Genomic DNA, 23007 nt, shown 5'->3' with positions numbered 1-23007 from the left:
TTGTTCATAAACGCGTCAATTAACGACGGCTCTCTTGTTTACGAAGCTCGAAATCAAACTCGTCAGGAAACAGCACGACGCCTTCTTCATTTTGGTTTGGGAACACCACAACAGACAGTTCGTCATCTTCTAGACCCGATGTCCAGCGACTGTGCCATTTGTTCAGCGAGATCGCTTCTGGCTCGCACTCTTCCCAATCACCCGTCGCCCATTGCTGTGCGAATTCTTCATTTGGCCATACTGGAACACAATCGTCGTCTTCGGTGTTCAGCATCACACAGCCGTGTTCATCCTTCAGAATCCACACTTTGCGGTTTGCGACAATCTCTTTCACACAGTATTTCAAACGCTGCTCTTCATTGTAGCGGTTGATGGTATCCATCTGCTCTTGGGTTAATGCTTCGGACATTTCTCGTCTCCTATTTTCCCATAGAAAAATGCCCACCTATAGGCGGGCATTTAAAGTATACGTTGGTAATAATGAAATTACACAAGCTCAGTTTGAAGCCAAGGCCAGCCTTGCTTCTTACGGCTTAGAGTGTTTTCCATCATTAGCATGCCGTCTTTCTCGTGCTTAACAAGCTTCTCAGCCCACTCACCTTTGTAAAGAAGACGAGTTTGCGCAGTAGTGATGTCTGTTAGCATAACAGCAGCAAATGCTAGGTTGTCGTTTGCACAACGTGCTTCTAGGTCCGCTTCTAGTGCTTCGATCATGCCGTCAACTTGGTCTAGAGTCGCAAGTTCAACCTGACCTACTACTACATCACGACCGTTAAATGGGTAACCTTTCAGGTCTTTTTCAACAAGTTCAGCCGCAGATAGACCTTCGATGTTTGTCTTAGCGATTAGAAGATCTTTAGTGAATGCGTCAACATCTTGTACGTCCGCAATAGCCGCTAGCTCAGCTACAGCATCTTTGTCTTTTTGAGTACAAGTTGGAGAAGCGAAACCTACAGTGTCAGAAAGAATAGCTGACATCATTAGTTTAGCGATTTGAGGCTTGATCTCGTGACCTTCAATCTTGAACATGTTGAACAGTACTGTGTTAGTACAACCAACAGGCCAGATCCATGCTTCCATTGGGTTTACTGTCATCACGTCACCTAGACGGTGGTGGTCAACAATACCTGCAACTTCTGCTTCAGCAATATCGTCTGGTGCTTGCGCTAGATCTGAGTAATCTACTAGCCAAACAGTTTCACCCGCGACTGAAGTGCGAAGTTCAGGAACTTCTGCGCCAGCCACTTCAAGGATGTGCTGAGTTTCACGGTTAATTTCGCCTTGGCGGATTGGCATCGCTTCAGTACCACGTGCCTTTAGAAGTTCAGTTGCAACTAGTGCACTACAGATGCTGTCACTGTCTGGGTTCTTATGACCTACAACTAGAATCATGTTTCTTCCTATTCAAGTCAGTTTGATACGCTTCCGAACGGGGGTGTATTGCATAGTGAATGACACCTTGGAAGCGGGTTTGCTCACAAAGGCCGATACTTTACCTGATTTGAGGGAAATTGACACGAAGAAAAGTTGTTACCGCCTATTGCGAATAATTCCCACTTTCATATAATGAGAATCATTCCTATTTGCATTTGAGCTTACTATGAACGCAACAAAAATTTTCCACTCGGCGCATCAGCTGCTGCAGCCAACTCAATTTCGTCTGGCCTATAAAAGGCTATTGCTGCCTATCGCATTGCTCGCTCTGTTAGCTAGTGAAACCACAAGAGAAGTCACCGTCGCTACCCTATCTGATTCTTTCTGGGCGGTTTCTTGTTACGTTGCAGCTACCTTAGCTATCTACCATTACCTTTCGAACTTCATGTCGAAGACAAATCGACTCACTGCGCTTTACCACAGATCTCGTAGCCATCAAGTTTTCTTTGCAGCACTCCTTGGAGCTTTGCCTGGTTGTGGTGGTGCTATCGTTGTCACCACTCAGTTCATCAGTGGCCGAGTTGGCTTTGGTGCTATCGTTGCAGTATTAACCTCGACCATGGGTGATGCCGCCTTCTTATTACTTGCAGCAGAACCTGCAACAGGGTTTGGTGTTATTGCTTTAGGTATTGTCGTAGGTGCAATATCTGGGTGGGCAGTGAATGCATTCCACGCTGATGACTTCTTGCGCCCAAAGCAAAAGGAGGATGTTCCACAAGCTCAATGCTGTAATAGCCATAATGATACGCACACACCAGTTGAGCAACGTGCTATCAATCTTCAAGGAACATTCTGGAAATGGCTGCTCATACCTGCAAGTATCATTGCCATTCTGGGCTCATTCCAAGTGGATACCAACCAATTACTTGGCCTCAAAGAAAACAGTATGGAATGGTTAGGCGCGACATTTGCGATTGTCAGTATGTTTTTGTGGGCGATGACCAAAGAACTGGGTGATTACAAATCAACGGTATCTGAAGATGACAAAATCATCGATTCACACCCAATTCAAAAAGCGGCGCAAGACACAAACTTTGTTAGTGCATGGGTTATTTTGGCTTTCTTAGCCTTTGAGCTTACAACCTATTTCTCGGGTTTAGACTTGGGAGCGACGTTCTCAAACTGGGGGTTCTGGATGCCTCTCGTTGGTTTGGCTATTGGTATTTTGCCAGGCTGTGGCCCGCAAATTCTCGTAACGAGTCTTTATATATCCGGCGCAGCGCCATTATCAGCACAACTTTCTAATGCCATTTCCAATGATGGTGATGCCTTATTCCCTGCGATTGCAATGGCTCCTAAAGCTGCGCTTGTCGCCACTATCTACTCTGCGATACCAGCCTTGATTGTCGGATACGGTTACTTTTTCCTATTCGAATACTAGCTTTAAGTTCAGATGCAATGGATACAAAAAGAGCCTCAATCGAGGCTCTTTTGTTTTTTGGAAGCGCGCAAGGTTAAGCTGTCACGATAGCTTTAGCATTGAGGCCTTTGTCTAAACTGACCAACAATAGTTGACACGGTTCTTGGTTGATTTTTTCTCCGGTCCAAAAATCGTACCAATCGGTAGGTTGGTCGGCTGTGAGGGTAAATTCCATAGGTTCATCATTGGTGTAGTTAAACAAGCAATGTAGGTCATTCTTGGAGGTCAGCGGCAAAAATGCGTGATTTAAGCCTAACGCAGTAAACTTGGCAGCCTCTTGATTTCGACGCTGGCGCAGCATTAGTTTAGAGAGTGTCTTACTCGCAAATGACGTAATCTCTGGCAAAGGATCACCAGAAAGCAGTAAGCCACCACAAGCTAATAGAGCATTACGATGAAATTGGTAGTCTTCTCGGGAAGCGGCTTGGTTTGGAAGTGAAGTAAACGTCGCACAATCAGGGTCGATTTGCCACAACTTACGATGTTGCCAACTGCGGAAGAAAGTCTCTTTAGCGATTTGCTCAAAGCGATGACTATGGCGCTCGACATCGTCAGACACACGCATTGCATCGACTAAGCCCAAAGAAGGCCACATTGGCGCGTTACAGCCTAATAGCCATGCATCCCCTGCCCCTTTGGCGATCGCTTCCATCCCCATGCGGTAGGCTTCTACACCGGTTACGCCCGATTGACTGCGCTTACCTTTTAAAGTGCCCCAGTAGTTTGCGTCTAATTTGAATAGCTCAACACCCCACTCTTCTCGCATGACAGATACGACGTAAGTTAAGTGATCTTGAACTTCAGGGTTTGAAGTATCGAGAATGTACCAAGGTGTACAGCGCCAACCACCATAGGTGACATCTTCAGCTTTCAGGAGGTCTCCGTCTTCGTGACGCACAAACCATTCAGGATGCTTTTTGAAGATTTCTGATTCTGGTTGGGCAATGAATGGTGCCATCCAGATCGCGGGCTTCTTGCCCTTCGCGCGAATGTTATGAATAAGCTCTTTTACACCACCAGAGAACTTATCAGAAGGCGTTAACCAATCGCCCATGAAAGCTTGGTAGCCATCATCCAACAATACCCATTCAAGCTCAGACAGCTTATCTTGCATGCATTCAACATTTTCTAGGACGTTATTTTCAGTCACTTCCGCATAATACGCATACCAAGAACACCACCCAATTGGCGCATCTTGTAAAACACCATTACGCACGGAGTGATGTTCTGCAATCATCTCACTGTATTCAGCGTAGAGTTCAGACAGAGAATCACCACGTAAAACGGCAACAGATTCAAGGGTATTGTGCGCCCAGTCGGCCACTTGTGTCATTTCACCATCGAGAGCAGCAGATAGAATCCAATGATCACCATGTTGAACAACATCAAAATAACCCGCAAAACGATGACATGAGGTGAAACCAAACAAGGTATAGCCTGCAGCATCTTCTACAACGAGATAGTTGTAGTAACGTTTTGGCGCATGTTCCGGATAGATTCGATACGACACATTGTTATCAGGACAGCGGCCAATATCGACGGGGTGAGAAATGGTGCCCGAAGTTTGAGCGAGCATCTGGAAGCCGTCACCTATAACGGTCGCTCCTTGCTCATATAAGAAAGGCATTTCAAATAGTACTTCTCGTTCGCTGTAGGTTTTGTTGTGAATCCCCGCAAACGAAAAGTGCAGTTGGTTACCAACGACTTCGAACTGAAGATCGTTATCCATCACCGTTATTTCAGTGTGATTGGCCAATTGAATGGTTTGAGCCATAGAAAATCTACTCACTTGATTATTATTGTGTTGTTTCCTTCATTATCCTTTGCTTCTCTCCCCCAAATCGTTATCGACATCACGAATCGACATCGTTCCTAATTATATCAAATAAGTATTGAGAGAATGCTCACTGAAATTTTGGTTAAAAAAATACCAGCCCGAAGGCTGGTATTTCATTTAAAGCTTAGTGTTGTTATTAAGCAACTTCGATTGGACCACCGAATGAAGTCACTGGTGGAACTTTACCAGTGAATTTCTCGAAGTCTACAATACATGTGTTCGCAGAAGTCGCCTGTGCTAGCTCAGAAGAACCGATATCTTGAGTTAGTGTGTTAGGGTCACCGTAAGTACAGATTGCACCTACTTTCTCGTTTAGAGGACCGTACCATGCACCTTCTTCGATACGCACAACACCACGTGGGTAGCTGTCTGTTAGAACCGCACCAGCAAGAAGTTGACCACGGTCGTTAAATACACGTACCAAGTCACCGTCTTTAATGCCTTTTGCTTTCGCATCAGCTGGGTTGATGTATACAGGCTCGCGACCTTGAACAGCGTAAGTAGCACGGAAATCTTCAGATTCACACATCTGAGAGTGCAGACGCTTGTCCGGGTGGCAAGATTGTAGCCAGTACGGGTGTTTGTCAGAGCCAGGGCCACCGTGTGAACGTTCTGATTTCTCGAACCACATTGGGTGTTCTTGACAGTGCTCGTAACCGTAACGGCCGATCTTACGAGAAGTGATCTCGATGAAGCCAGAAGGCGTACCCAGTGGGTTGATTTCTGGATCTTTACGGAAGTCAGCGTGACGAACCCAAGGCTTACCTTCACCGAAGTCTAATACGCTTTGTTCCCAGAACTCTTCAAATTCTGGCATCTCGAACTTACCGTCGTTCGCTTTCTTACAATCGTTGTACAGGCTACGGATCCATTCCATTTCGCTCATGCCACGAGTGTACTCGTCGCGACGACCAAAGCGTTGAGTCAACTCACTCATGATTTGGAAATCTGGCTTAGATTGGAACAATGGATCCACTAGGCGGTGCATAGCAACCAAACCTTTATTCGAGTATGAACCGTATACATCAATATCGTTACGTTCCCACTGAGTACAAGCTGGTAGAACGATGTCAGAGAAACGACATGTTGCAGTCCACGCAAACTCAATAGTTACTACAGTCTGAAGCTTTTGGAATGCTTGCTTCATGCGGTTACGATCTTGGTGGTGGTGCCATGGGTTATTACCTGAGATCACCATCATCTTGAAGTCTGGAAGCTTAACTTTACCACCGTTGTAGTTGATCTCTTTACCTGGCTCTAGAAGACAGTCGATCCAACGTGCAACAGGGATAGTACGGCTGTAACCGTTAAAGTCGTTGTTATCCCACTTCGGTTTCATACCTGTGTCTAGGTTACGAGGGAAGCCACCAGGGCCCGCGAAACCAGTTGAAGGAACACCGATACTTGAGTAGTGGTGACCGTAAGAGATACCGCCACCTGGTAGACCGATTTGGCCAACCATTGCTGCCACAACTGCAGCTGCCCAGTATGGTTGTTCACCGTGCTCTTGACGCTGGATACACCAACCCATCAGGATTTGTGTACGGCCGTTTACTAACATGCGTGCGAATTCACGAATCTTGTCCGCTTTCACACCACAGATAGGTGCAGCCCACTCAGGCGTCTTAACAACTTTATCTTTCGTTTCACCTTGAACGTACTTGATGAAGTCTTCAAAACCTAGGCAGTAAGTCTCGATGAACTTCTTGTCGTATAGGTCTTCATTGTACAACACGTGCGCAACAGCAAGCATAAATGCTACGTCTGTTAGCGGGTTGATGTACAAGTGGTCATTTTCAAGGTAACGCTGAGTCTTGTTCTTCACTGGGTCTACAGATAGAACGTTGATCTCACCTTTCGCTACTTTTTCTTTCAGTTGCGCTAGGTACTTAAACGACTCGTGCGTTTCACAGTTCCAACCTACCTGTAGGTTTTTCACTGGGTCGTTTGCCCAAAGAACGATGTTGTCTGAGTTCTCTAGGATTTCAGACCAAGACGTACCTTGTGCGTATACTTCTGTAGAACCAAGTACGTAAGGCATGATGGTTTGACCCGCACCAGTAGAGTAGTCACCTACTTTAGTGATGAAGTTACCGTGCATACCTACCGCACGTTGCATGTGTGCAGTACAGTTGTTGAACGCACCAGTTTGGTTCCAACCTGTTTGACCTGCGTGTAGAGCCCATGGACCGTATTCTTTTTGAACACGCTCTAGCTCACGGTAGAACAGGTCTAGAGCTTCATCCCATGTAACACGGATGAAACGGTTGTTACCACGCGTTTCCGCGCTGTATTTGTGCTTTTTAAGCCAATCTAGACGAACCATTGGGTAACGAACACGTGATGGGCTGTAAATGATGCCCTTGATGCCGTTCAACATTTCTGTTGGGTTCTTATCTAGTTCTAGCGGTTTGATCTCTTGAACTTTACCCGCGTAGATGTGGGCGCGGAACGCGCCCCAGTGTGAACCTGTTACTTTCCAAGTACCCGTAGTCTCAGCTGCATTTGCAGATGCTGAAGCCAATAAGCTTGGACCGATAACTGACGCTGCACTTGTGGTTGCTACACCTTTAAGAAAACTTCTTCGTGTAATAGCCATTTAATTTACTCCAATCCGACGCTTATTAGTGGTGGCCTTCAGCATAATCTGAAGAGTGCTTCTGTAGGTACTTCAAGATCAGTGCTTCACTGTCTGTATCTAGGTTAACGAACGCTAGCATACCGTCAAACATACCTGGCCATGTATTCGCATCGAAGTGCGCTTCAGCTGGTTGTGTGTGACATACTGAACAGTTTGTTTTGTATGCTTCTGCTGATTTTTCCCATACAGGCGTGATGTCGTTCAGCATAGATTCTTTCTTGATCCATACTTTCGCAGCCACTTTTTCCCAAGGAAGACCTGTTAGCTCATCCACTTTCTTCTCACCAGCCGTTACAACGTCAGCGTCTGTTGCAGCGTCTTTAAGTAGAGAAGCTACTGCGATGTTTTTACCGAAGTCTTCTTGGATTACACGACCAAAGCCTTTCGCTTTACGCCAGCCGTCGATTTCGATTTCAACGTAGTCGCCTTTTTCTTCAAGAACTTTCACTGTTGATGCTGGGTTTAGAAGACCTGCTTCTTTCGCACCTTTATCGTCGAAGTAGATTGGTAAGTGACGAACACTTACTAGCTCCTGACCTACACCGTAATCTGTGTTAGATGCCATACCTTCTAGGTCACCAACAATACCACCGATGCTGTCCATACCAGCTGGAAGTTTGTGCGCGATGCCTTTGTGACAGTCAACACAGCTCTGATCTTTTTCAGCAGCTTGTTTCATTTGGATGCGAGCTGTTGGAGACATTTGCTCGAAATCCATAGAGTCGTAGTTGTGACAGTTTTTACACTCTAGAGATTTGTTTGCAGAGAAACGATCCCATTCGTGTTTAGCAAGTTCGATACGGCGCTCTTCAAAAACACCTGGTTCATCATAGTTACCAAATACTTGTGCAAATACTTCTTTAGACGCTTGCATTTTACGAGCGATCTTATCTGTCCAGTTATGAGGAACGTGACAGTCAGGACAAGTTGCACGAACACCAGAGTGGTTTTTCCAGTGAACAGTGTCTTGTAGTTCAACGTATACGTTGTCACGCATTGTGTGACAGCTGATACAGAATTCTTCTGTGTTGGTTGCTTCTAGGGCTGTGTTAAAGCCACCCCAGAAAATAACACCAGCGATGAAACCGCCCATAGTCAGCACACCAAGGCTGATATGAACTGCCGGGCGCGTCATAGTACGCCACAGTTTAATGATTAATGATTTCATTATTTGCTCTCTTAAAATCTTTTCTAAAATGTGGTTATGAGCTCACTGGCTTACATGCCGTGCGCACCTGGGGGACCAAAGAAGAACACTTGAAGTGCCCAAACAATAAATCCGTAGCCACCTACGAAAGCCACACTCAGAATTGGGAAGAGAACAACTGCAATGAAGAGGAAAGACTTCCACTCCAGTGAGCGTTTTTCACCACTCTCAATTTTGTTAACATCACTCATACATTTGCCTATTTTGTATCTAGTGTTATTGGAAAGCCTGTCTTACCAAGCTTAAGTTTTTTACAATCTCTATTGGAAAATGTTAGACCATACTATCAGTAAGGTTCAATCAAATCTGACGCTTCATACCTTGTTATCCAACACTTTTTTGAGCTCATCCAGAGATGTGTTTGATTGATATTCTTTATTTAGAATTATTAACAGATGTGAAAAAATAAGTCTTTTGCAACCTTGTTAAAGATACAACATAAAGATAACTTTGTTTACATTTAAATGGATTTTTTCGTGCTACTAAACCGCTATTTTTTCGACTAAAGACAATACCTTGTGAACGTTATGTTAAGAAAAATTCACAGAATCCGACTGACTTTTTTGTCGATAAGTTTGCAAAAAAACAGAGCTTAGCAATTCATAAACCCATACTACTTCGTTAGAATCAAAGCGTTGTTTTTGGGGGAACATTTATGAATCAAGTTGTAGATATTAATTGGTTTGAGCTCGCACTTTTTAGTTTGATCCTTATCGTTCCCTTTGCCATTAATACTCGATACAAATTAGGCATAACCAAAGACACTGCCATCAGTATTGCCCGTATGACCGTACAACTGCTCTTAGTGGGTGTTTATCTTGAGTACCTATTTAAACTGAATAGCTTAACTGTGAATCTTGTCTGGTTGTTGGTCATGATTGTCGTTGGGGCGAGTTCGATTGTAGGCAAAGCGAACCTTCCCAAAAGACCGCTAATGCTCCCTCTCATCACAGGCTTAACGTGCAGCCTTTTTCCCCTACTCGCTGGCATAATCTTAGGTTTGGTAAAACCGGTCCCCTTCTACAACGCCCAGTACTTAATTCCTTTAGCTGGTATGCTGTTAGGGAACAGTTTGAGTAGTAATATTGTTGCTTTGCAAAACCTATTCACTGCGTTTGAACAACGAAAATCCGAGTACGAAGCCGCTATCTCACTTGGCGCTTCACCAAAATACGCGTCATTCCCTTTCCTTCAAGAAGCACTACGTAAGTCGCTTGCCCCAATCCTCGCCTCTATGGCAACAACGGGGTTAGTGACCCTTCCTGGGATGATGACAGGCCAAATCCTTGGTGGAGCTAGCCCAATGGTGGCAATTAAGTATCAATTGGTAATCATGTTGGCGATTTTCGTCATGCTAAGTGTGTCTGTTACGATTACATTGGAAATGACATTGAGCTGTGTACAAACAAGAGAAGGTCGCGTGAAAGTTAAGTTTATCAACAAGGATTAACTAGTCGAATGGCGAATACATGACCACATAAGCGTCTCATTTTATGAATTTTTCTTGTTCCAAAAAGATACACACGATCTTTAAGACAGGTTATCCACAGAAAATGTGGATAAACCACCAAAACCCATAAGCAACCAGAAACATAACATCAATTAGAAGCCATTATCTCCCACGCCCCCCAAATGGTCATAAAGCAGTCATTCAACTGACATATGGAGACTCTAGAGTGCAGTTAACCACAAAGGGAGGAGTCACTATGGATAAGTTAATCATGCAGGAAAACGCAGATGAATTGCTGTCAGATTCACCAGTGGACTGGTTGGTACAAGAGCCAAGAGAAATAACGTCTCACTGGAATCCGAAGGAGTTTGGTATTAACGAAGAGTTAATCTAACCCTTTCAAACGGCAGATAAAAGAAAGGCAAGCCCAAGTTGGCTTGCCTTTTTCAATTCTATTTAAGGTGCTTATCTTCATCGCGTAGATAAATCATCCAATACCACATGCCTACGAAGACACCGCCACCAATGATATTGCCAATCGTTACAGGAATAAGATTGTTCATGATAAAGCCAACCATATTCAAATCTGCATAATCTGCGATATTCGCGCCTGTCATTTGCCAGAACGATTCTGGAGCGAAGTATTTAATACCAATCGCCATCGGCACTTGGAACATGTTTGCAATACAGTGTTCAAAACCTGCTGATACAAACATCGCTACAGGCAGAATCATAACGGCAATTTTGTCTGTTAGCGTACGACCACTGAAGGTCATCCAAACCGCGATACAAACTAAAACGTTACACATGATGCCCAGCGCAATCGCTTGGAAGAAGCCATGATGCAGTTTGTGCTGAGAAATAGCCATCGCATTCAGACCTACTTGGCCACCATCGAACATATATTGCTTAGTGATCAACATACATACCACCAGCAATATTGCGCCAACCATGTTACCGAAGTACACAACCAGCCAATTCTTCATTAAGGCTTTCCATGAAATCTTGCCGCTTGCGCGTGCAACCAGTGTGAGTACAGAACTGGTAAACAACTCACCACCTGTCACCACGACTAGAATAAGACCAAGACTAAAAGCCAAACCACCGATTAAGCGAGTAATACCCCAAGGCATATCGCCCGCACCAGTGGTAACGGTTGTATAGAAAATGAAAGCGATACCGATATGAAGACCTGCTGAAATAGCGAGCAGAAAAGACTTCATTGGGGCTTTAGTCGCTTTGCCAACACCTACTTCGGCGGCACGTTCAGCAGCCTGAGGTGGTAAGAGTGAGTCAAACTGATTGAAGTTCATGGAAGTGTAACATTTAGAAACAATTAACGAGGCGCGGATAATCGCTCCATTTCCAGAGTTTTTCAAGGGCTATTTTTCATGTTTACTAAATTTGTTGTTGCTGAGAGAGTGATCGATAAAACTCAACTATGAGTTCTTGTCTTAACCATCATTAATATTTGGGAGCGATGTTTACCATCGAATAAAAATTCCGCGTTATATCAGGCCGATAGCGCCACACTTAACACTTCTCACGGTTTTCTATTGCTCAACCTAAGTTTTCAGACTAGCTTGGATAAAAAAGCACAAAGGAATTACCTATGAAATATTCAGCTGACCACATCGCCGAACTGAACCTACTTCTTCAATTCGACTTAACCAGTGCAGCTACGGGCATTAAAGTCCACAAAGAAGCTTCAGAAGACATGCAGGCAGCGGTTGCCCGCCTATACGAAAAACAACTATGCACTCAGCCTGATGGTGGTTATTTAACCGACGAAGGAATCGAAGTTGCAGAACATGCCGACAAGATCCTTCGAGTTCTTTCAGCAGAGTAATCTCACAAGTTTGTTCCAATCTTCTTAGTAAAAAGCCACCCTTTTCGGTGGCTTTTCTGTTTTTGTCATTCGTTCTGAATTCTTATTGGGCGATCAGCTTTTTCATTTTGCCGTAAGGTTTGACCTTGTCATAAACCCAATTAAAGCCAGTTGCATAAAACAAAAAGAAGATTAAGAATCCAGCTTCTAATGCGAGTGCTTGCAGCAATGTAATTTGTAAGAACCACGCAATGACCGGAATGGTGATAAATATCAACCCACCTTCAAATCCAACCGTGTGACCAATACGCACCATTAAACTTCTTTCTTCTCGGTTTGACCCAAACCATTTGTCAAAATACAAATTGTAAATGTAATTCCAGACTACCGTATACAAGCTTAACCCAATACCAACGACAGCCAAATCGCTTGAGCCTTTCCCTGTGACAAGTGAAGCCGCTGGGATAATCATCGCCAATGCAAACAGCTCAAATAGGATAGCGTGAAAGATACGTTCGTTACGTGCCATGTGTTTTTACCTAAATTGTTCTACTCAATGGCTGACATTTTATCTATCATCTAGATAAGTAAAAGTTAGATACCATCGGTAAAAACGATATGTTTACTATTGAACAACTACAGGCCTTTGTCGCAACTTCTGAAGCAGGATCTTTCTCTGCAGCTGCACGAAAACTTGGACGAGCTCAGTCCGTGGTAAGCCAACACGTGATGAACATGGAGCTCGATTGTGGCGTCGACCTGTTTGATAGAACAGGACGCTACCCAAAACTCACCGAAAAAGGCCATGAACTTTTGCCCTACGCGTTAGCCACCATCAGTCAACTCGACCGACTGAATAACAAAGCATCTCAATTGTTTTCACCACACGCGACGCAGTTTATTCTTGCGGTTGACGAAGGTATCCCTCTGACTAACCTACCCCAAGCACTCAAAAATCTAGAGCAACAATTCCCATATATCCAAGTTGAATGTTTAACAGGCTCCAGTCCAGATATCATCGAACTCGTTAAATCAGGCCGAGCAACCACAGGTATTATTCTCAGCGACTTACAAATGCCACAGAATATCGATTACTCAAACCTAGGTAATATCGGTTTTGACGTTTTTGTTTCTTCCCAGCATCCTTTAGCGAAACAAAAAGTGCGTCATATCGATGAGTTAAAGCAGCATAGACAACTGGTTATACGTTCAAAAAATACCGATACGAGCGGACTCAATCAGGCGGTTAGCCCAGATATCTGGTACGCTGATAATTATTACATCTTATTAGAACTGGCAAATAAGGGATTTGGTTGGTGTTTTCTTCCAAACCATTTGGTGTCACATGCACCCAATACGCTGATCAAAATTGGCGAAGAATTCACAAAACTGGCATGGCAAGTCAACATCGATCTGATACAACATCAGAAATGGCACTCCGATCCTCTACACCAACAAGCCAGATTAGAATTACAAACCCTGTTTGAATCTTAATCAGGGATGAAGAAGTAGGAACTTACAGATGGCAAATACATTGATCGTCGGCGCAGGCTGGTTAGGCACACCACTTGCACAAACGCTTATTGACCAAGGACATCAAGTTATCGTCACTCGACGCAGCCAAACTCGATTGGATGAGTTTCCAATACCTTCCGTTCAAACTGCTCTGCTCGATCTCAATGAACCGAACTCTGAGCAGCGACTCATTGATATCATCAAACAGCACCATATCGAACGTATTGTCGGCGCTTTCCCTCCTGGCTTTCGTAAAGGAAATGGGCAAGAGTACGCACAGCAATGGCATCGCTTAAGTAAAGCGGTAAAAGTGAGTAGCGTTGAAAAGATTTTGATGGTCAGCTCAACGACGGTATACCCAAACCTAGCCGTCGATATGAAAGAAGAAGACGCCACATTGGCATTGGCCCAGACGAAAGAACACTTCTCTGACAACGCCCACATTATGCTACAAGCTGAGCAATACGTGATTGATTCCGGTATCGATTACGCCATCGTCCGTTGTAGTGGTTTAATCGGCTCTGACCGCCACCCTTCTCGCTTTGCACTGCGATTGAAACAAGTGAGCCGTAAAGCCCCTGCGAATATGGTGCATCAAAACGATGCTGTGGCGGCAACGGCTTTCGCTCTCAATCAAATCAGCAATGAAGTTGTAAACGCCACAACGCCGAATACCGTCAGCAAAGCCGAATTTTACCAAGCGGCCATTACAAGAAGTGATTTAGATATTGCCCTCCCACCAGTCACTGAAACTGCCGATAAACGAATCCTTGCTGACAAGCTTATTGCGCTTGGCTACCAGTTCCAATTCAACTCAACGCTGGATGCACTATGAAACTCTATCAACACATCGAAACCTTGTGGGACTACATGCAGCTCAAACATGACTTAAAATCGGCTGACTGCTTGTTTGTTATGTGCAGTAATGACCTGCGTGTTGCTGAATACGCCGCTAAGCTTTACCACCAAAAACTTGCGCCCTTGATTGTGTTTTCTGGAGGTGAAGGGCGATTTACAGATGGCTTGTTTGAGAAAAGCGAAGCCGAAACCTTTGCTGAAATTGCGAGAATCGCTGGCGTCCCAAGTGAGTCCATTGTTGTAGAGACAAAATCGAGCAACAGCGGCGAGAATGTTCGATTCACTGAACAGTTGTTGATAGAAAAAGGGATCAGCTGTGATTCTCTGATTCTAGTTCAGAAGCCATTTATGGAAAGACGCGCCATCGCCACTTTCGAAAAACAGTGGCAATCTTCATATTCACAACTACTAGTGACCTCAACCGCACATCCTTTCTTTGAATACATCAATGAAGACATGCCGTTGATGATGGTTTTAGCCGCGTTAATGGAAGATTTTTCTAGGATTAAAACCTACCCAGAAAAAGGCTTTCAAACCGAGCAAGAAATTCCTGCTCACGTTGAATCCTCTTATCAAGCACTGCAAGAAAAGTTTGAATTTGGTCTAGTGTAATCCTTCACTCAACCACCTGCTAACAAACAATAAAAAAGCCACCAAATCTGGTGGCTTTCTCTTATCAAGAGCCGTTTACTTGCCAAGTGCTTCTTTGTAGTGTTGGCGACAAACCGAGACATAGCTGTCATTCCCACCAATAGCAACTTGATCGCCTTCTTTGATAGCAACGCCGCTTTCGTCAGTACGAATCACCATATTTGCTTTACGGCCACAGTGACAGATAGTTTTTAATTCGACCAATTTGTCAGCCCAAGACAATAGGTACTTGCTGCCTTCAAAAAGTTCGCCAAGAAAATCGGTACGAAGGCCATAACAAAGTACTGGAATATGAAGCTTATCAACCACCTCAGTTAGTTGGTAAACCTGTTCTTTTGACAAGAACTGACATTCATCAACCAAAATACAGTGGCGTTTTTCCACTTCATTCAGTGCAGCGATTTCTTGATATAGGTTGGAATCATGACGGAACAGCTGTGCGTCTGATTGCAAACCAATACGTGAACTTACCTTGCCAACACCGTAGCGATCATCAAGTGCCGCAGTGAAAATCACTGGCGTCATACCGCGCTCTTGGTAGTTGAAAGAAGATTGAAGAAGAGTCGTTGATTTACCCGCGTTCATCGCCGAGTAATAGAAATACATCTGAGCCACAGAGCACTACCTTCGTTAAAGTTTAGAATTTATAAAAGCTTGTAAAGAAAAGGGCTGAATCATCAGCCCCTTTTTAAGATTCAATCGTTATTTACGACGCCACGTTGTGCCTTCTGGACCATCTTCCAGAACAATGCCCATTTCCGTCAGCTTGTCACGAGCCATATCTGCGTTAGCCCAATCTTTTGTTGCACGAGAATCATTACGTAGCTTAATTAGTGCTTCGATTTCAGCCACTTCATCGTCGTCGCCAGCATCACCTTTTAGGAAAGCTTCTGGATCTTGGTGAAGAATACCGATCACGTCAGCCAGTTCACGCATTAGCGCACCTAGTTCGCTCGCTTTCTCTAGATTTTCTGTCTTCAGACGGTTTACTTCACGCGCCATGTCAAACAGTACCGAGTAAGCTTCTGGTGTGTTGAAGTCATCGTTCATCGCTGCTGTATAGCGAGTTACGTACTCTTCACCACCGGCTGGCGCAGCATTTAGATCCAGACCACGTAGAGATGTGTATAGACGCTCAAGAGACGCGCGTGCTTGGTTTAGGTTGTCTTCGCTGTAGTTTAGCTGGCTACGGTAGTGACCAGACATTAGGAAGTAACGAACTGTCTCAGCATCGTAATGACCTAGAACGTCACGAATAGTAAAGAAGTTACCTAGAGACTTAGACATCTTCTCACGATCGACCATTACCATGCCGCTGTGCATCCATGTGTTCACGTATTGCGTGTCATGAGCGCAGCATGATTGCGCGATTTCGTTCTCGTGGTGTGGGAACTGAAGGTCAGAACCGCCGCCATGAATATCGAAATGGTTGCCTAGGATTGACGAGTTCATTGCAGAACATTCGATGTGCCAACCTGGACGACCCGCGCCCCATGGCGATTCCCATGTTGGTTCACCTGGTTTAGACATCTTCCAAAGTACGAAGTCTAACGGGCTGCGTTTTGCAGTTTCGATATCAACACGAGCACCAGCTTGAAGCTGATCAAGGTCTTGCTTAGACAGCTTGCCGTATTCGTTGAACTTACCTACTTCAAACATGACGTCGCCATTGTCTGCAACGTAAGCAAAACCACGCTCGATTAGTTTTTCAACCAGCTCGATGATTTCTGCGATAAATTCAGTTGCACGAGGCTCAACGTCCGGACGCTGCATGTTTAGTGCATCAAAGTCCGCATGCATTTCGCCGATTAAACGTTCAGTCAGAGAATCACAAGACTCACCATTTTCTGCCGCACGCTTGATGATTTTGTCATCAATATCAGTGATATTACGTACAAATGTTAGATCGTAACCTAGGTAACGAAGGTAGCGAGACACAACGTCAAAAGAAACAAACGTACGACCGTGACCAATGTGACAGAGATCGTAAATGGTAACTCCACAGACATACATGCCAACTTTGCCGGCTGTAATTGGTTTGAATTCCTCTTTCTGTCTTGTCAGTGTGTTATATATCTTTAACATGATCTCTATCTATGCTTGTGAATGAATTACGAGAACAAGGAGTATATCAACTCCGACCTTATTAGGTAATAGCAATTAACGGATAAAACGATAATCGGCTAAACTTCAAGCACAAAGCGTATATTTTGATGATCCTGAGTTTTCCATGCGTATTAACTTAGGCTAGAATCCCTCTTTGAATACAACATAGTAAAGGAAAGTAGCATGATCACCCTTCACACTAATTTTGGTGACATCAAGATTCAACTAAACGAAGAGAAAGCGCCAGAAACAAGCGCAAACTTCCTTCAGTACTGCCGCGACGGTTTCTACGACAACACACTTTTCCACCGTGTTATTGATGGCTTCATGATCCAAGGTGGCGGTATGGAGTCTGGTCTACGTGAAAAAGCGTCACGTGCACCTATCAAGAACGAAGCAAACAACGGTCTTAGCAACAAAGTGGGTACACTTGCTATGGCACGTACTATGGAGCCGCATTCAGCAAGCTCTCAGTTCTTCATCAACGTAAACAACAACACGTTCCTAGACTTCCGTAGCGAAAGCCTAGATGGTTGGGGTTACTGTGTATTCGGTGAAGTAATCGAAGGCATGGACATCGTAAACAAAATCAAAGGCGTTAGCACTGGTTCTTACGGCATGCACCAAGACGTACCTCTAGAAGACGTAACGATCACTGGTACAACAATCGAAGAGTAATTCATACGAATTACCAAAGAGATAAGTTAGTGGGGAGGCATCGCCTCCCCTTATTTCTATGACGACATTATTTATATCTGATCTTCACCTCGCCCCTTCCCGTCCGGACATTACCGAATGCTTCGAGACTTTTATGCGAACAGAAGCCATCAAGGCTGAAGCCCTGTACGTACTTGGTGACTTATTCGAATTCTGGGTTGGCGATGATGATAACACCCCTTTTGCAGACCAAATCCGTGCGGAATTTAAAACACTAACGGATATGGGCGTCCCTGTTTATTTTATCCAAGGTAACCGAGACTTCTTATTGGGCAAACGCTTTTGTAAGGAAACCGGCATCACATTACTCGACGACGTGTGCACGATTGATCTTTACGGCCAAAAAGCCGTCATTTTGCACGGCGACACCCTTTGCATTGACGACATCAAATACCAAGAGTTTCGCAAGACGGTTCACAAACCTTGGTTACAATGGCTTTTTAATCGTATTCCATGGTTTGTTAAAAAAAGAATTGTCTCTAAAGTTCAATCGAATATTCGCGATGACAAAAAGACTAAGTCTCTCGATATCATGGATGTGAACCAAGGTGAAGTTGAACACGTGCTGTCTCAGAATTGCGTCAACCTGATGATTCATGGACACACTCATCGCCCAAATACACATTTTTTCGAGCTAAATGGTGTTAAAACCACTCGCATTGTCTTAGGTGATTGGTATACCCAAGGCTCAGTTTTACAAGTAAATTCTGGTGGTTTTGACCTTCAAACACGGCCGTTTCACACAGAAATGAAGTAAAGCCTGCCAAGCATGTAAAAGATTGACGCTCAAAGCATAGAAATTTTGCAGAAAATCGCTATCATCGTAATACTAAGTTAAACAGAACATAATACCGCATTGAAGTATTCATACGTAGCTCGCCAACCGATTCTGGATAGAGAAAAACGTACCATTGGGTACGAGCTTCTCTTTCGTGACGGTCCGAAAAATACCTTCCCAGAAGTAGAACCTGAGCTGGCTACTAGTCGACTTCTATCTGATCATTTCCTATCAACGCACTACAGCACGCTGGGCGATAAACTTGGCTTTGTTAACTTTCCCTACCAAAGCTTAGTTAACCTTGTACCAACTTTATTCCCAAATGAATCCTTAGTGGTTGAAGTTCTCGAAGACTGTGAACCGACGGATGAGTTGTTGAATGCCATTAAACACCTTCATTCTTCTGGCTATCGCGTAGCGTTAGATGACTTTGTTCCAACCAAAGCTTGGAAACGCTTCTTACCTTACGTCGCTATCATCAAATTCGACATTCGCTTAGTGCCGATAGACAAGGCCGCCATTTATATTCAAGCCCTGTCTCATTTTGATATTGATTTCTTGGCCGAGAAAGTTGAAACCTATGAAGAATTCGAGCAAGCAATGGACGCGGGTTTTAACTATTTTCAAGGGTACTTTTTTAGCAAACCAGAAATGATTCAGAAGAAACGCCTCAATCCAGCGTTTCTAACGGTGATTCAGTTGTGTAAAGAAATTGCCGACAAGCCGATTAACTTTAACGAAGTCGAGCGTTTATTCTCTATCGACGTCACGCTGTCGTACAAGCTTCTGACTTATGTCAATTCTGGCTACACGCTCACCACTAAGATCAAATCTTTCCGTCAAGCATTGGTTTATCTAGGCGAAGAACGTTTAAGACGCTTTATTTCTCTTGTTGCAATTGCTTCGGTACATGAAGACAAGCCTGACTCTCTATACTCATTAGCGATTCAACGCGCACGTATGTGTGAGATTTTGTTAAGCCAAATGAAAACCAAATATGACCCAGGTCAGGCATTTCTTACTGGGATGTTTTCACTGTTAGGCTCTCTCCTCGACCAACCTCTTGAAGATGTCATCAGTGATATACCTGTCGATGAAGAAATTAAACATGCCTTAACTGGGCACAAAGGTGTTTTGGGTTACCTTCTCTCAATGATCATCGCTTACGAGAAAGCAGATTGGGAAATGACAGAGAAATACTGTACCGCCCTAAAACTCACTGAGCCACAATTAGCCAAAGCGTTTAGCCAATCCACGGCTTGGGCTCAAGAACTGCTGTCTCAAACGCCCTAAACGGCTATAATGCCCCAAAGAATACCTGCAACCTCACTGATATACCCAAGTAACCTCGCGATGCTAGGTTCAGCGAGAATGACTTGGCTTGTTGACTCGACAGCAATTTAGAAGTTTAGTGGCTCTAAATCAAGAATCGACAACAAAATATAGAAACTTAGTCAACTCGCCCTCTGGGAGCGTGTCATTGACCCGATTTCTGTGTCAAACAACTTGGAAAGAGCTTGCTATTCCGCTTCGTTGTTTTCCTTGAACTCGAGGCAATGACAACGCTCTGAATCCTGCATCCTGAAGTCACTTGGGTATATAAGATTGTTTGTTTTTACCGCTTAATTAATCGAGATTTCATTTTATGGCTTCTTCTTGTCCTTGCGGCTCTAACCGCACCTACCAACAGTGTTGTGAAATTGCCCACAATAACCATGCTGACGTCACCACTCCAGAGCAGTTAATGCGCTCTCGTTACAGTGCACATGTGTTAGGTCTAGTGGATTACGTGGTGAACACGTACCACCCAAGCTGTAATGCAGAAGAGCAACGTGAAGGCATTGCCCAATCCATCGAAAGCGATTGGTGCAAGCTTGAGGTAGTAAAAGCCGAAGCGAGTAGCAACGAGAATGAAGGTTTTGTTGAATTCAACGCTTACTTTGACGAAGACGGCAAACGCTACTGCATGACCGAGCGTTCTCGTTTCGTGAAAGAAGATGGGCTTTGGTACTACATTGACGGCACATTTCCAGAAGACGAGAAAGAGCCTGAACAAGATCCTCGCTTAAGCCAACCGGTAAGCAGCCTAAAGGTCGGTCGTAACGATCCGTGTATATGTGGAAGCGGTAAGAAATTTAAGAAGTGTTGTGGGTAATCGCACCCACGCCTAGCTTATTAAGCCTGCGTTAATGAGATTCCTGATCTCGCCTAGGCTCGTCGGAATGACGTAAAGTGTTCTTCGATTTGAAATAAGTAACGCGGTCTCAAGTACCATTACAAAGTATATCGTCATTCTCAACAACGAAGAACAAGCGTGATTCAGAATCTAATCACCGTGGGTTCTGCTGTCAGGTTTCCCCATCGAATCAAGAATATTAGATTAAAAAATCCCCTAGACTCTTGAGCCATAGGGGCTTTCATTTATTTATAACAGGCTTATTTATGACGCTCTTTCAGTTTATTCACTACGTCATTCATCGATAGACCTTGGTCTTGAAGCAATACCATTAAGTGGTAAATCAAGTCTGCCGATTCACACACTAACTCCGCCTTATCGCCCGACGTCGCCGCAAGCGCGACTTCAACGCCTTCTTCGCCCACTTTTTGCGAAATACGCTTGGTGCCACGGGCATAAAGACTGGCAGTATAAGAGGAATCTGGGTCGGCACTCTTGCGGGCAGCCAATAGCTGCTCAAGTTGATGAAGCCACACCATTTGTGACTCCTCTTGAGGGTCCACATCCCAGCAAGTTGTGTTACCCAAGTGACACGTAGGACCAATGGGATTCACTTTCACCAGTAGCGTATCGTTGTCACAATCGAGCTGAATGTTCACCAATTGCAATACGTTGCCAGAGGTTTCACCTTTCGTCCAAAGACGTTGCTTGGTACGAGAGAAAAACGTCACTTGACCCGTTTCGCCCGTTCTTGCCAACGCATCTTGGTTCATGTAACCCATCATCAGCACTTGGCTTGATTGGAAATCTTGTACGATGGCAGGTACCAGACCATCCACCTTTTCCCAGTTGATTCGCTCAGCTAGCGAACTTACTTCGGCGGCTTTCACACTCATAGTCGTACCTCAATGCCTTGTTGTTTCAAATACTGCTTTAGTTCACCAATATTGATGACTTGCTTATGGAATACCGATGCGGCAAGCGCGCCATCCACATTTGCTTTTTGGTAGGCTTCTGCGAAGTGCTCCATGGCACCTGCACCACCCGATGCAATCAATGGCACGTTACACACTTCACGCACCATATTAAGTTGTTCAATATCGTAGCCGTTACGCACGCCGTCTTGGTTCATCATGTTCAATACGATTTCACCAGCGCCACGCTTTTGTACTTCTTGCACCCAGTCACGTGTTTCCCATTGAGTTGCTTTGGTGCGTTCTTCATCACCAGTAAACTGGTAAACCTGATACTTGCCCGTCTCTTTGTCGTAGTATGAATCGATGCCAACAACGATACATTGAACGCCAAATTTATCAGCTAGGTCAGTAATCAGCTGCGGATTTGCCAATGCAGGTGAGTTGATAGACACCTTGTCTGCACCAAACTCAAGAATGCGCGCTGCATCTTCCGCTGATTTAATACCACCAGCCACACAGAAAGGAATATCAATCACTTCAGCAACGCGAGCGACCCAACTTTTATCTACAACACGACCATCACTTGAAGCGGTAATATCGTAGAACACAAGCTCGTCAGCGCCCTCTTCCGCATAACGCTGTGCCAGAGGAACGATGTCGCCAATGATCTCGTGGTTACGGAACTGGACACCCTTTACCACTTGTCCATCACGAACATCAAGACATGGAATTATTCGCTTTGCCAGCATGCAAACGCCTCCTCTGCTGTGAACTTACCATCTAACAGCGCACGACCAACAATAACGCCAGCCACACCGCTGCCTTTTAGCGCTTCGATATCCGCTAATGAGCCAATGCCACCTGAAGATTGAAACTGCACTTGTGGGTACTGTTTGCATAGGTCGACGTAAAGCTCTACGTTTGAGCCTTCTAGCGTACCGTCACGAGAAATGTCCGTGCAAAGCACGTGTTGTAGACCTACCGTTAAGTAATCGTTGATCAGAGCTTCGATGGTCACCCCTGAATCTTCTTGCCAACCAGAAATCGCTACTCTACGTGTGCCGTCTTGGTCGATGTTGATGTCTAACGCGAGAACGATTTTCTCTGCGCCATACTTTTCCATCCAGCCTTTCACAAGCTCTGGCTGTTTTACTGCTGTTGAGCCAACGACAACACGCTGCGCACCGGCTTCTAACAGATCAATCACGTCTTGCTCTGTACGCACACCACCACCGATTTGGATGTTCGCTGGTGTGCTTGCTAGTAGCTTTGCAATCAAATCAAGTTGGCGTGCTGTCGTGTCTTTCGCGCCAGTTAAATCCACCAAGTGCAGCCAGTTAGCACCCGCTTGGTGGTACAAGTTGAACTGCTCTGCTGGGTCGACTTTGTACTCGGTTACTTGGCCGTAATCACCTTGATAAAGGCGAACCACCTGTCCTTCAATTAAATCAAGAGCTGGAATAATCACACTA

General features: G+C 44.6%; 24 protein-coding genes. 11 read left to right on the top strand and 13 right to left on the bottom strand.

The features are described from left to right. Positions 1-19: 19 nt before the first annotated feature. A complete protein-coding gene (locus L1076_RS12465; RefSeq protein ID WP_005437260.1) occupies positions 20-409 on the bottom strand; it encodes a DUF2750 domain-containing protein in 390 nt (129 codons plus the stop codon). A gap of 77 nt (positions 410-486) precedes the next feature. Beyond that, positions 487-1392, bottom strand: a complete 906-nt coding sequence (locus tag L1076_RS12460; protein WP_038873640.1) for a manganese-dependent inorganic pyrophosphatase — start codon at positions 1390-1392, stop codon at positions 487-489. Positions 1393-1600: 208 nt separating this feature from the next. Between L1076_RS12460 and L1076_RS12455 the strand changes: the two genes are divergently transcribed. Beyond that, positions 1601-2815: a putative manganese transporter gene (locus tag L1076_RS12455; protein ID WP_237303700.1), complete on the top strand. Its 1215-nt coding sequence runs from the start codon at positions 1601-1603 to the stop codon at positions 2813-2815. 73 nt (positions 2816-2888) lie between these two features. On the opposite strand, the gene L1076_RS12450 is transcribed toward L1076_RS12455, so the two are convergent. The 4 genes from L1076_RS12450 to torE all read right to left on the bottom strand — a co-directional run bounded on the left by L1076_RS12450 (position 2889) and on the right by torE (position 8730). After that, positions 2889-4628 (bottom strand): alpha-galactosidase, encoded by a 1740-nt coding sequence (locus L1076_RS12450; protein ID WP_237303699.1) that lies wholly within the window; start codon positions 4626-4628, stop codon positions 2889-2891. Between the two features lie 199 nt (positions 4629-4827). Further along, on the bottom strand, positions 4828-7290 hold the full coding sequence (gene torA, locus L1076_RS12445; protein WP_038873657.1) for a trimethylamine-N-oxide reductase TorA: 2463 nt from the start codon (positions 7288-7290) through the stop codon (positions 4828-4830). 25 nt (positions 7291-7315) lie between these two features. Then, positions 7316-8500 carry a pentaheme c-type cytochrome TorC gene (gene torC / locus L1076_RS12440; RefSeq protein ID WP_038873660.1) on the bottom strand — a complete coding sequence of 395 codons (1185 nt, stop codon included), beginning with the start codon at positions 8498-8500 and terminating at the stop codon, positions 7316-7318. A gap of 50 nt (positions 8501-8550) precedes the next feature. Further along, positions 8551-8730, bottom strand: a complete 180-nt coding sequence (gene torE, locus L1076_RS12435) for a trimethylamine N-oxide reductase system protein TorE (protein ID WP_005450728.1) — start codon at positions 8728-8730, stop codon at positions 8551-8553. A 464-nt stretch (positions 8731-9194) separates the two neighbouring features. Between torE and L1076_RS12430 the strand changes: the two genes are divergently transcribed. Then, positions 9195-9989, top strand: coding sequence for an ABC transporter permease (locus L1076_RS12430; protein ID WP_237303698.1), 795 nt, complete (start codon positions 9195-9197; stop codon positions 9987-9989). Between the two features lie 256 nt (positions 9990-10245). Then, entirely contained in the window at positions 10246-10383 is a 138-nt protein-coding gene (locus L1076_RS12425) for a hypothetical protein (protein WP_102389571.1), read from the top strand. Positions 10384-10441: 58 nt separating this feature from the next. Here the strand turns inward: L1076_RS12425 and focA are convergent, their stop codons facing one another. Then, positions 10442-11302 (bottom strand): formate transporter FocA, encoded by an 861-nt coding sequence (gene focA, locus L1076_RS12420; RefSeq protein WP_038873665.1) that lies wholly within the window; start codon positions 11300-11302, stop codon positions 10442-10444. Between the two features lie 299 nt (positions 11303-11601). On the opposite strand from focA, the gene L1076_RS12415 reads away from it, so the two are divergent. Then, the gene (locus L1076_RS12415) at positions 11602-11838 is read left to right on the top strand and encodes a TIGR02647 family protein (protein WP_038873668.1); all 237 of its coding nucleotides are present in this window, start codon (positions 11602-11604) and stop codon (positions 11836-11838) included. Positions 11839-11920: 82 nt separating this feature from the next. On the opposite strand, the gene L1076_RS12410 is transcribed toward L1076_RS12415, so the two are convergent. Further along, positions 11921-12346, bottom strand: coding sequence for a PACE efflux transporter (locus L1076_RS12410; protein WP_038867149.1), 426 nt, complete (start codon positions 12344-12346; stop codon positions 11921-11923). Positions 12347-12435: 89 nt separating this feature from the next. Between L1076_RS12410 and L1076_RS12405 the strand changes: the two genes are divergently transcribed. Genes L1076_RS12405 through L1076_RS12395 form a run of 3 tightly spaced genes read left to right on the top strand, consistent with a single transcriptional unit; the run spans position 12436 to position 14802 of the window. Beyond that, on the top strand, positions 12436-13311 hold the full coding sequence (locus L1076_RS12405; RefSeq protein WP_038867146.1) for a LysR family transcriptional regulator: 876 nt from the start codon (positions 12436-12438) through the stop codon (positions 13309-13311). Positions 13312-13339: 28 nt separating this feature from the next. Further along, positions 13340-14167 (top strand): NAD(P)H-binding protein, encoded by an 828-nt coding sequence (locus L1076_RS12400; RefSeq protein WP_237303697.1) that lies wholly within the window; start codon positions 13340-13342, stop codon positions 14165-14167. Next, positions 14164-14802: a YdcF family protein gene (locus tag L1076_RS12395; RefSeq protein ID WP_038881439.1), complete on the top strand. Its 639-nt coding sequence runs from the start codon at positions 14164-14166 to the stop codon at positions 14800-14802. The genes L1076_RS12400 and L1076_RS12395 overlap by 4 nt, the downstream gene beginning before the upstream one ends. A gap of 75 nt (positions 14803-14877) precedes the next feature. Here L1076_RS12395 and L1076_RS12390 read toward each other — a convergent pair whose 3' ends face one another. Both L1076_RS12390 and cysS read right to left on the bottom strand, forming a co-directional pair. Further along, the gene (locus L1076_RS12390; protein WP_038867139.1) at positions 14878-15456 is read right to left on the bottom strand and encodes a thymidine kinase; all 579 of its coding nucleotides are present in this window, start codon (positions 15454-15456) and stop codon (positions 14878-14880) included. A gap of 87 nt (positions 15457-15543) precedes the next feature. After that, positions 15544-16926 (bottom strand): cysteine--tRNA ligase, encoded by a 1383-nt coding sequence (cysS, locus tag L1076_RS12385; RefSeq protein WP_237303696.1) that lies wholly within the window; start codon positions 16924-16926, stop codon positions 15544-15546. A 204-nt stretch (positions 16927-17130) separates the two neighbouring features. Between cysS and L1076_RS12380 the strand changes: the two genes are divergently transcribed. The 4 genes from L1076_RS12380 (at position 17131) to L1076_RS12365 (ending at position 20597) form a co-directional block, all read left to right on the top strand. After that, the gene (locus tag L1076_RS12380; RefSeq protein WP_038867134.1) at positions 17131-17625 is read left to right on the top strand and encodes a peptidylprolyl isomerase; all 495 of its coding nucleotides are present in this window, start codon (positions 17131-17133) and stop codon (positions 17623-17625) included. Positions 17626-17683: 58 nt separating this feature from the next. Then, positions 17684-18421 carry a UDP-2,3-diacylglucosamine diphosphatase gene (gene lpxH / locus L1076_RS12375; RefSeq protein ID WP_038881441.1) on the top strand — a complete coding sequence of 246 codons (738 nt, stop codon included), beginning with the start codon at positions 17684-17686 and terminating at the stop codon, positions 18419-18421. A 99-nt stretch (positions 18422-18520) separates the two neighbouring features. Then, the gene (locus L1076_RS12370) at positions 18521-19735 is read left to right on the top strand and encodes an EAL domain-containing protein (protein WP_237303695.1); all 1215 of its coding nucleotides are present in this window, start codon (positions 18521-18523) and stop codon (positions 19733-19735) included. Positions 19736-20087: 352 nt separating this feature from the next. Continuing rightward, the gene (locus tag L1076_RS12365) at positions 20088-20597 is read left to right on the top strand and encodes a YchJ family protein (RefSeq protein ID WP_063344748.1); all 510 of its coding nucleotides are present in this window, start codon (positions 20088-20090) and stop codon (positions 20595-20597) included. A gap of 281 nt (positions 20598-20878) precedes the next feature. On the opposite strand, the gene hisIE is transcribed toward L1076_RS12365, so the two are convergent. From hisIE to hisA, 3 genes are read right to left on the bottom strand one after another with little or no spacing between them, the layout of a single operon-like run. Next, positions 20879-21514 carry a bifunctional phosphoribosyl-AMP cyclohydrolase/phosphoribosyl-ATP diphosphatase HisIE gene (gene hisIE, locus L1076_RS12360; protein WP_038867126.1) on the bottom strand — a complete coding sequence of 212 codons (636 nt, stop codon included), beginning with the start codon at positions 21512-21514 and terminating at the stop codon, positions 20879-20881. Then, entirely contained in the window at positions 21511-22284 is a 774-nt protein-coding gene (gene hisF, locus L1076_RS12355) for an imidazole glycerol phosphate synthase subunit HisF (RefSeq protein WP_004749837.1), read from the bottom strand. The genes hisIE and hisF overlap by 4 nt, the downstream gene beginning before the upstream one ends. Then, on the bottom strand, positions 22266-23003 hold the full coding sequence (gene hisA / locus L1076_RS12350; protein WP_042604995.1) for a 1-(5-phosphoribosyl)-5-[(5-phosphoribosylamino)methylideneamino]imidazole-4-carboxamide isomerase: 738 nt from the start codon (positions 23001-23003) through the stop codon (positions 22266-22268). Before hisA ends, hisF begins: the two co-directional genes overlap by 19 nt. Positions 23004-23007 lie beyond the last annotated feature (4 nt).

Origin of the sequence: Vibrio sp. MMG023 (assembly GCF_021654215.1) — a bacterium.
Taxonomy (GTDB): domain Bacteria; phylum Pseudomonadota; class Gammaproteobacteria; order Enterobacterales; family Vibrionaceae; genus Vibrio; species Vibrio jasicida.
Note: the sequence above shows the minus strand (reverse complement) of the source record. Positions and strands in the feature narration are given on the sequence as shown.

What these genes read in the sequence shown, in the direction of transcription:
- L1076_RS12465 (WP_005437260.1), bottom strand. Translation starts at nt 409, where the DNA reads ATGTCCGAAGCATTAACCCAAGAGCAGATGGATACCATCAACCGCTAC.
- L1076_RS12460 (WP_038873640.1), bottom strand. Translation starts at nt 1,392, where the DNA reads ATGATTCTAGTTGTAGGTCATAAGAACCCAGACAGTGACAGCATCTGT.
- L1076_RS12455 (WP_237303700.1), top strand. Translation starts at nt 1,601, where the DNA reads ATGAACGCAACAAAAATTTTCCACTCGGCGCATCAGCTGCTGCAGCCA.
- L1076_RS12450 (WP_237303699.1), bottom strand. Translation starts at nt 4,628, where the DNA reads ATGGCTCAAACCATTCAATTGGCCAATCACACTGAAATAACGGTGATG.
- torA (WP_038873657.1), bottom strand. Translation starts at nt 7,290, where the DNA reads ATGGCTATTACACGAAGAAGTTTTCTTAAAGGTGTAGCAACCACAAGT.
- torC (WP_038873660.1), bottom strand. Translation starts at nt 8,500, where the DNA reads ATGAAATCATTAATCATTAAACTGTGGCGTACTATGACGCGCCCGGCA.
- torE (WP_005450728.1), bottom strand. Translation starts at nt 8,730, where the DNA reads ATGAGTGATGTTAACAAAATTGAGAGTGGTGAAAAACGCTCACTGGAG.
- L1076_RS12430 (WP_237303698.1), top strand. Translation starts at nt 9,195, where the DNA reads ATGAATCAAGTTGTAGATATTAATTGGTTTGAGCTCGCACTTTTTAGT.
- L1076_RS12425 (WP_102389571.1), top strand. Translation starts at nt 10,246, where the DNA reads ATGGATAAGTTAATCATGCAGGAAAACGCAGATGAATTGCTGTCAGAT.
- focA (WP_038873665.1), bottom strand. Translation starts at nt 11,302, where the DNA reads ATGAACTTCAATCAGTTTGACTCACTCTTACCACCTCAGGCTGCTGAA.
- L1076_RS12415 (WP_038873668.1), top strand. Translation starts at nt 11,602, where the DNA reads ATGAAATATTCAGCTGACCACATCGCCGAACTGAACCTACTTCTTCAA.
- L1076_RS12410 (WP_038867149.1), bottom strand. Translation starts at nt 12,346, where the DNA reads ATGGCACGTAACGAACGTATCTTTCACGCTATCCTATTTGAGCTGTTT.
- L1076_RS12405 (WP_038867146.1), top strand. Translation starts at nt 12,436, where the DNA reads ATGTTTACTATTGAACAACTACAGGCCTTTGTCGCAACTTCTGAAGCA.
- L1076_RS12400 (WP_237303697.1), top strand. Translation starts at nt 13,340, where the DNA reads ATGGCAAATACATTGATCGTCGGCGCAGGCTGGTTAGGCACACCACTT.
- L1076_RS12395 (WP_038881439.1), top strand. Translation starts at nt 14,164, where the DNA reads ATGAAACTCTATCAACACATCGAAACCTTGTGGGACTACATGCAGCTC.
- cysS (WP_237303696.1), bottom strand. Translation starts at nt 16,926, where the DNA reads ATGTTAAAGATATATAACACACTGACAAGACAGAAAGAGGAATTCAAA.
- L1076_RS12380 (WP_038867134.1), top strand. Translation starts at nt 17,131, where the DNA reads ATGATCACCCTTCACACTAATTTTGGTGACATCAAGATTCAACTAAAC.
- lpxH (WP_038881441.1), top strand. Translation starts at nt 17,684, where the DNA reads ATGACGACATTATTTATATCTGATCTTCACCTCGCCCCTTCCCGTCCG.
- L1076_RS12365 (WP_063344748.1), top strand. Translation starts at nt 20,088, where the DNA reads ATGGCTTCTTCTTGTCCTTGCGGCTCTAACCGCACCTACCAACAGTGT.
- hisIE (WP_038867126.1), bottom strand. Translation starts at nt 21,514, where the DNA reads ATGAGTGTGAAAGCCGCCGAAGTAAGTTCGCTAGCTGAGCGAATCAAC.
- hisF (WP_004749837.1), bottom strand. Translation starts at nt 22,284, where the DNA reads ATGCTGGCAAAGCGAATAATTCCATGTCTTGATGTTCGTGATGGACAA.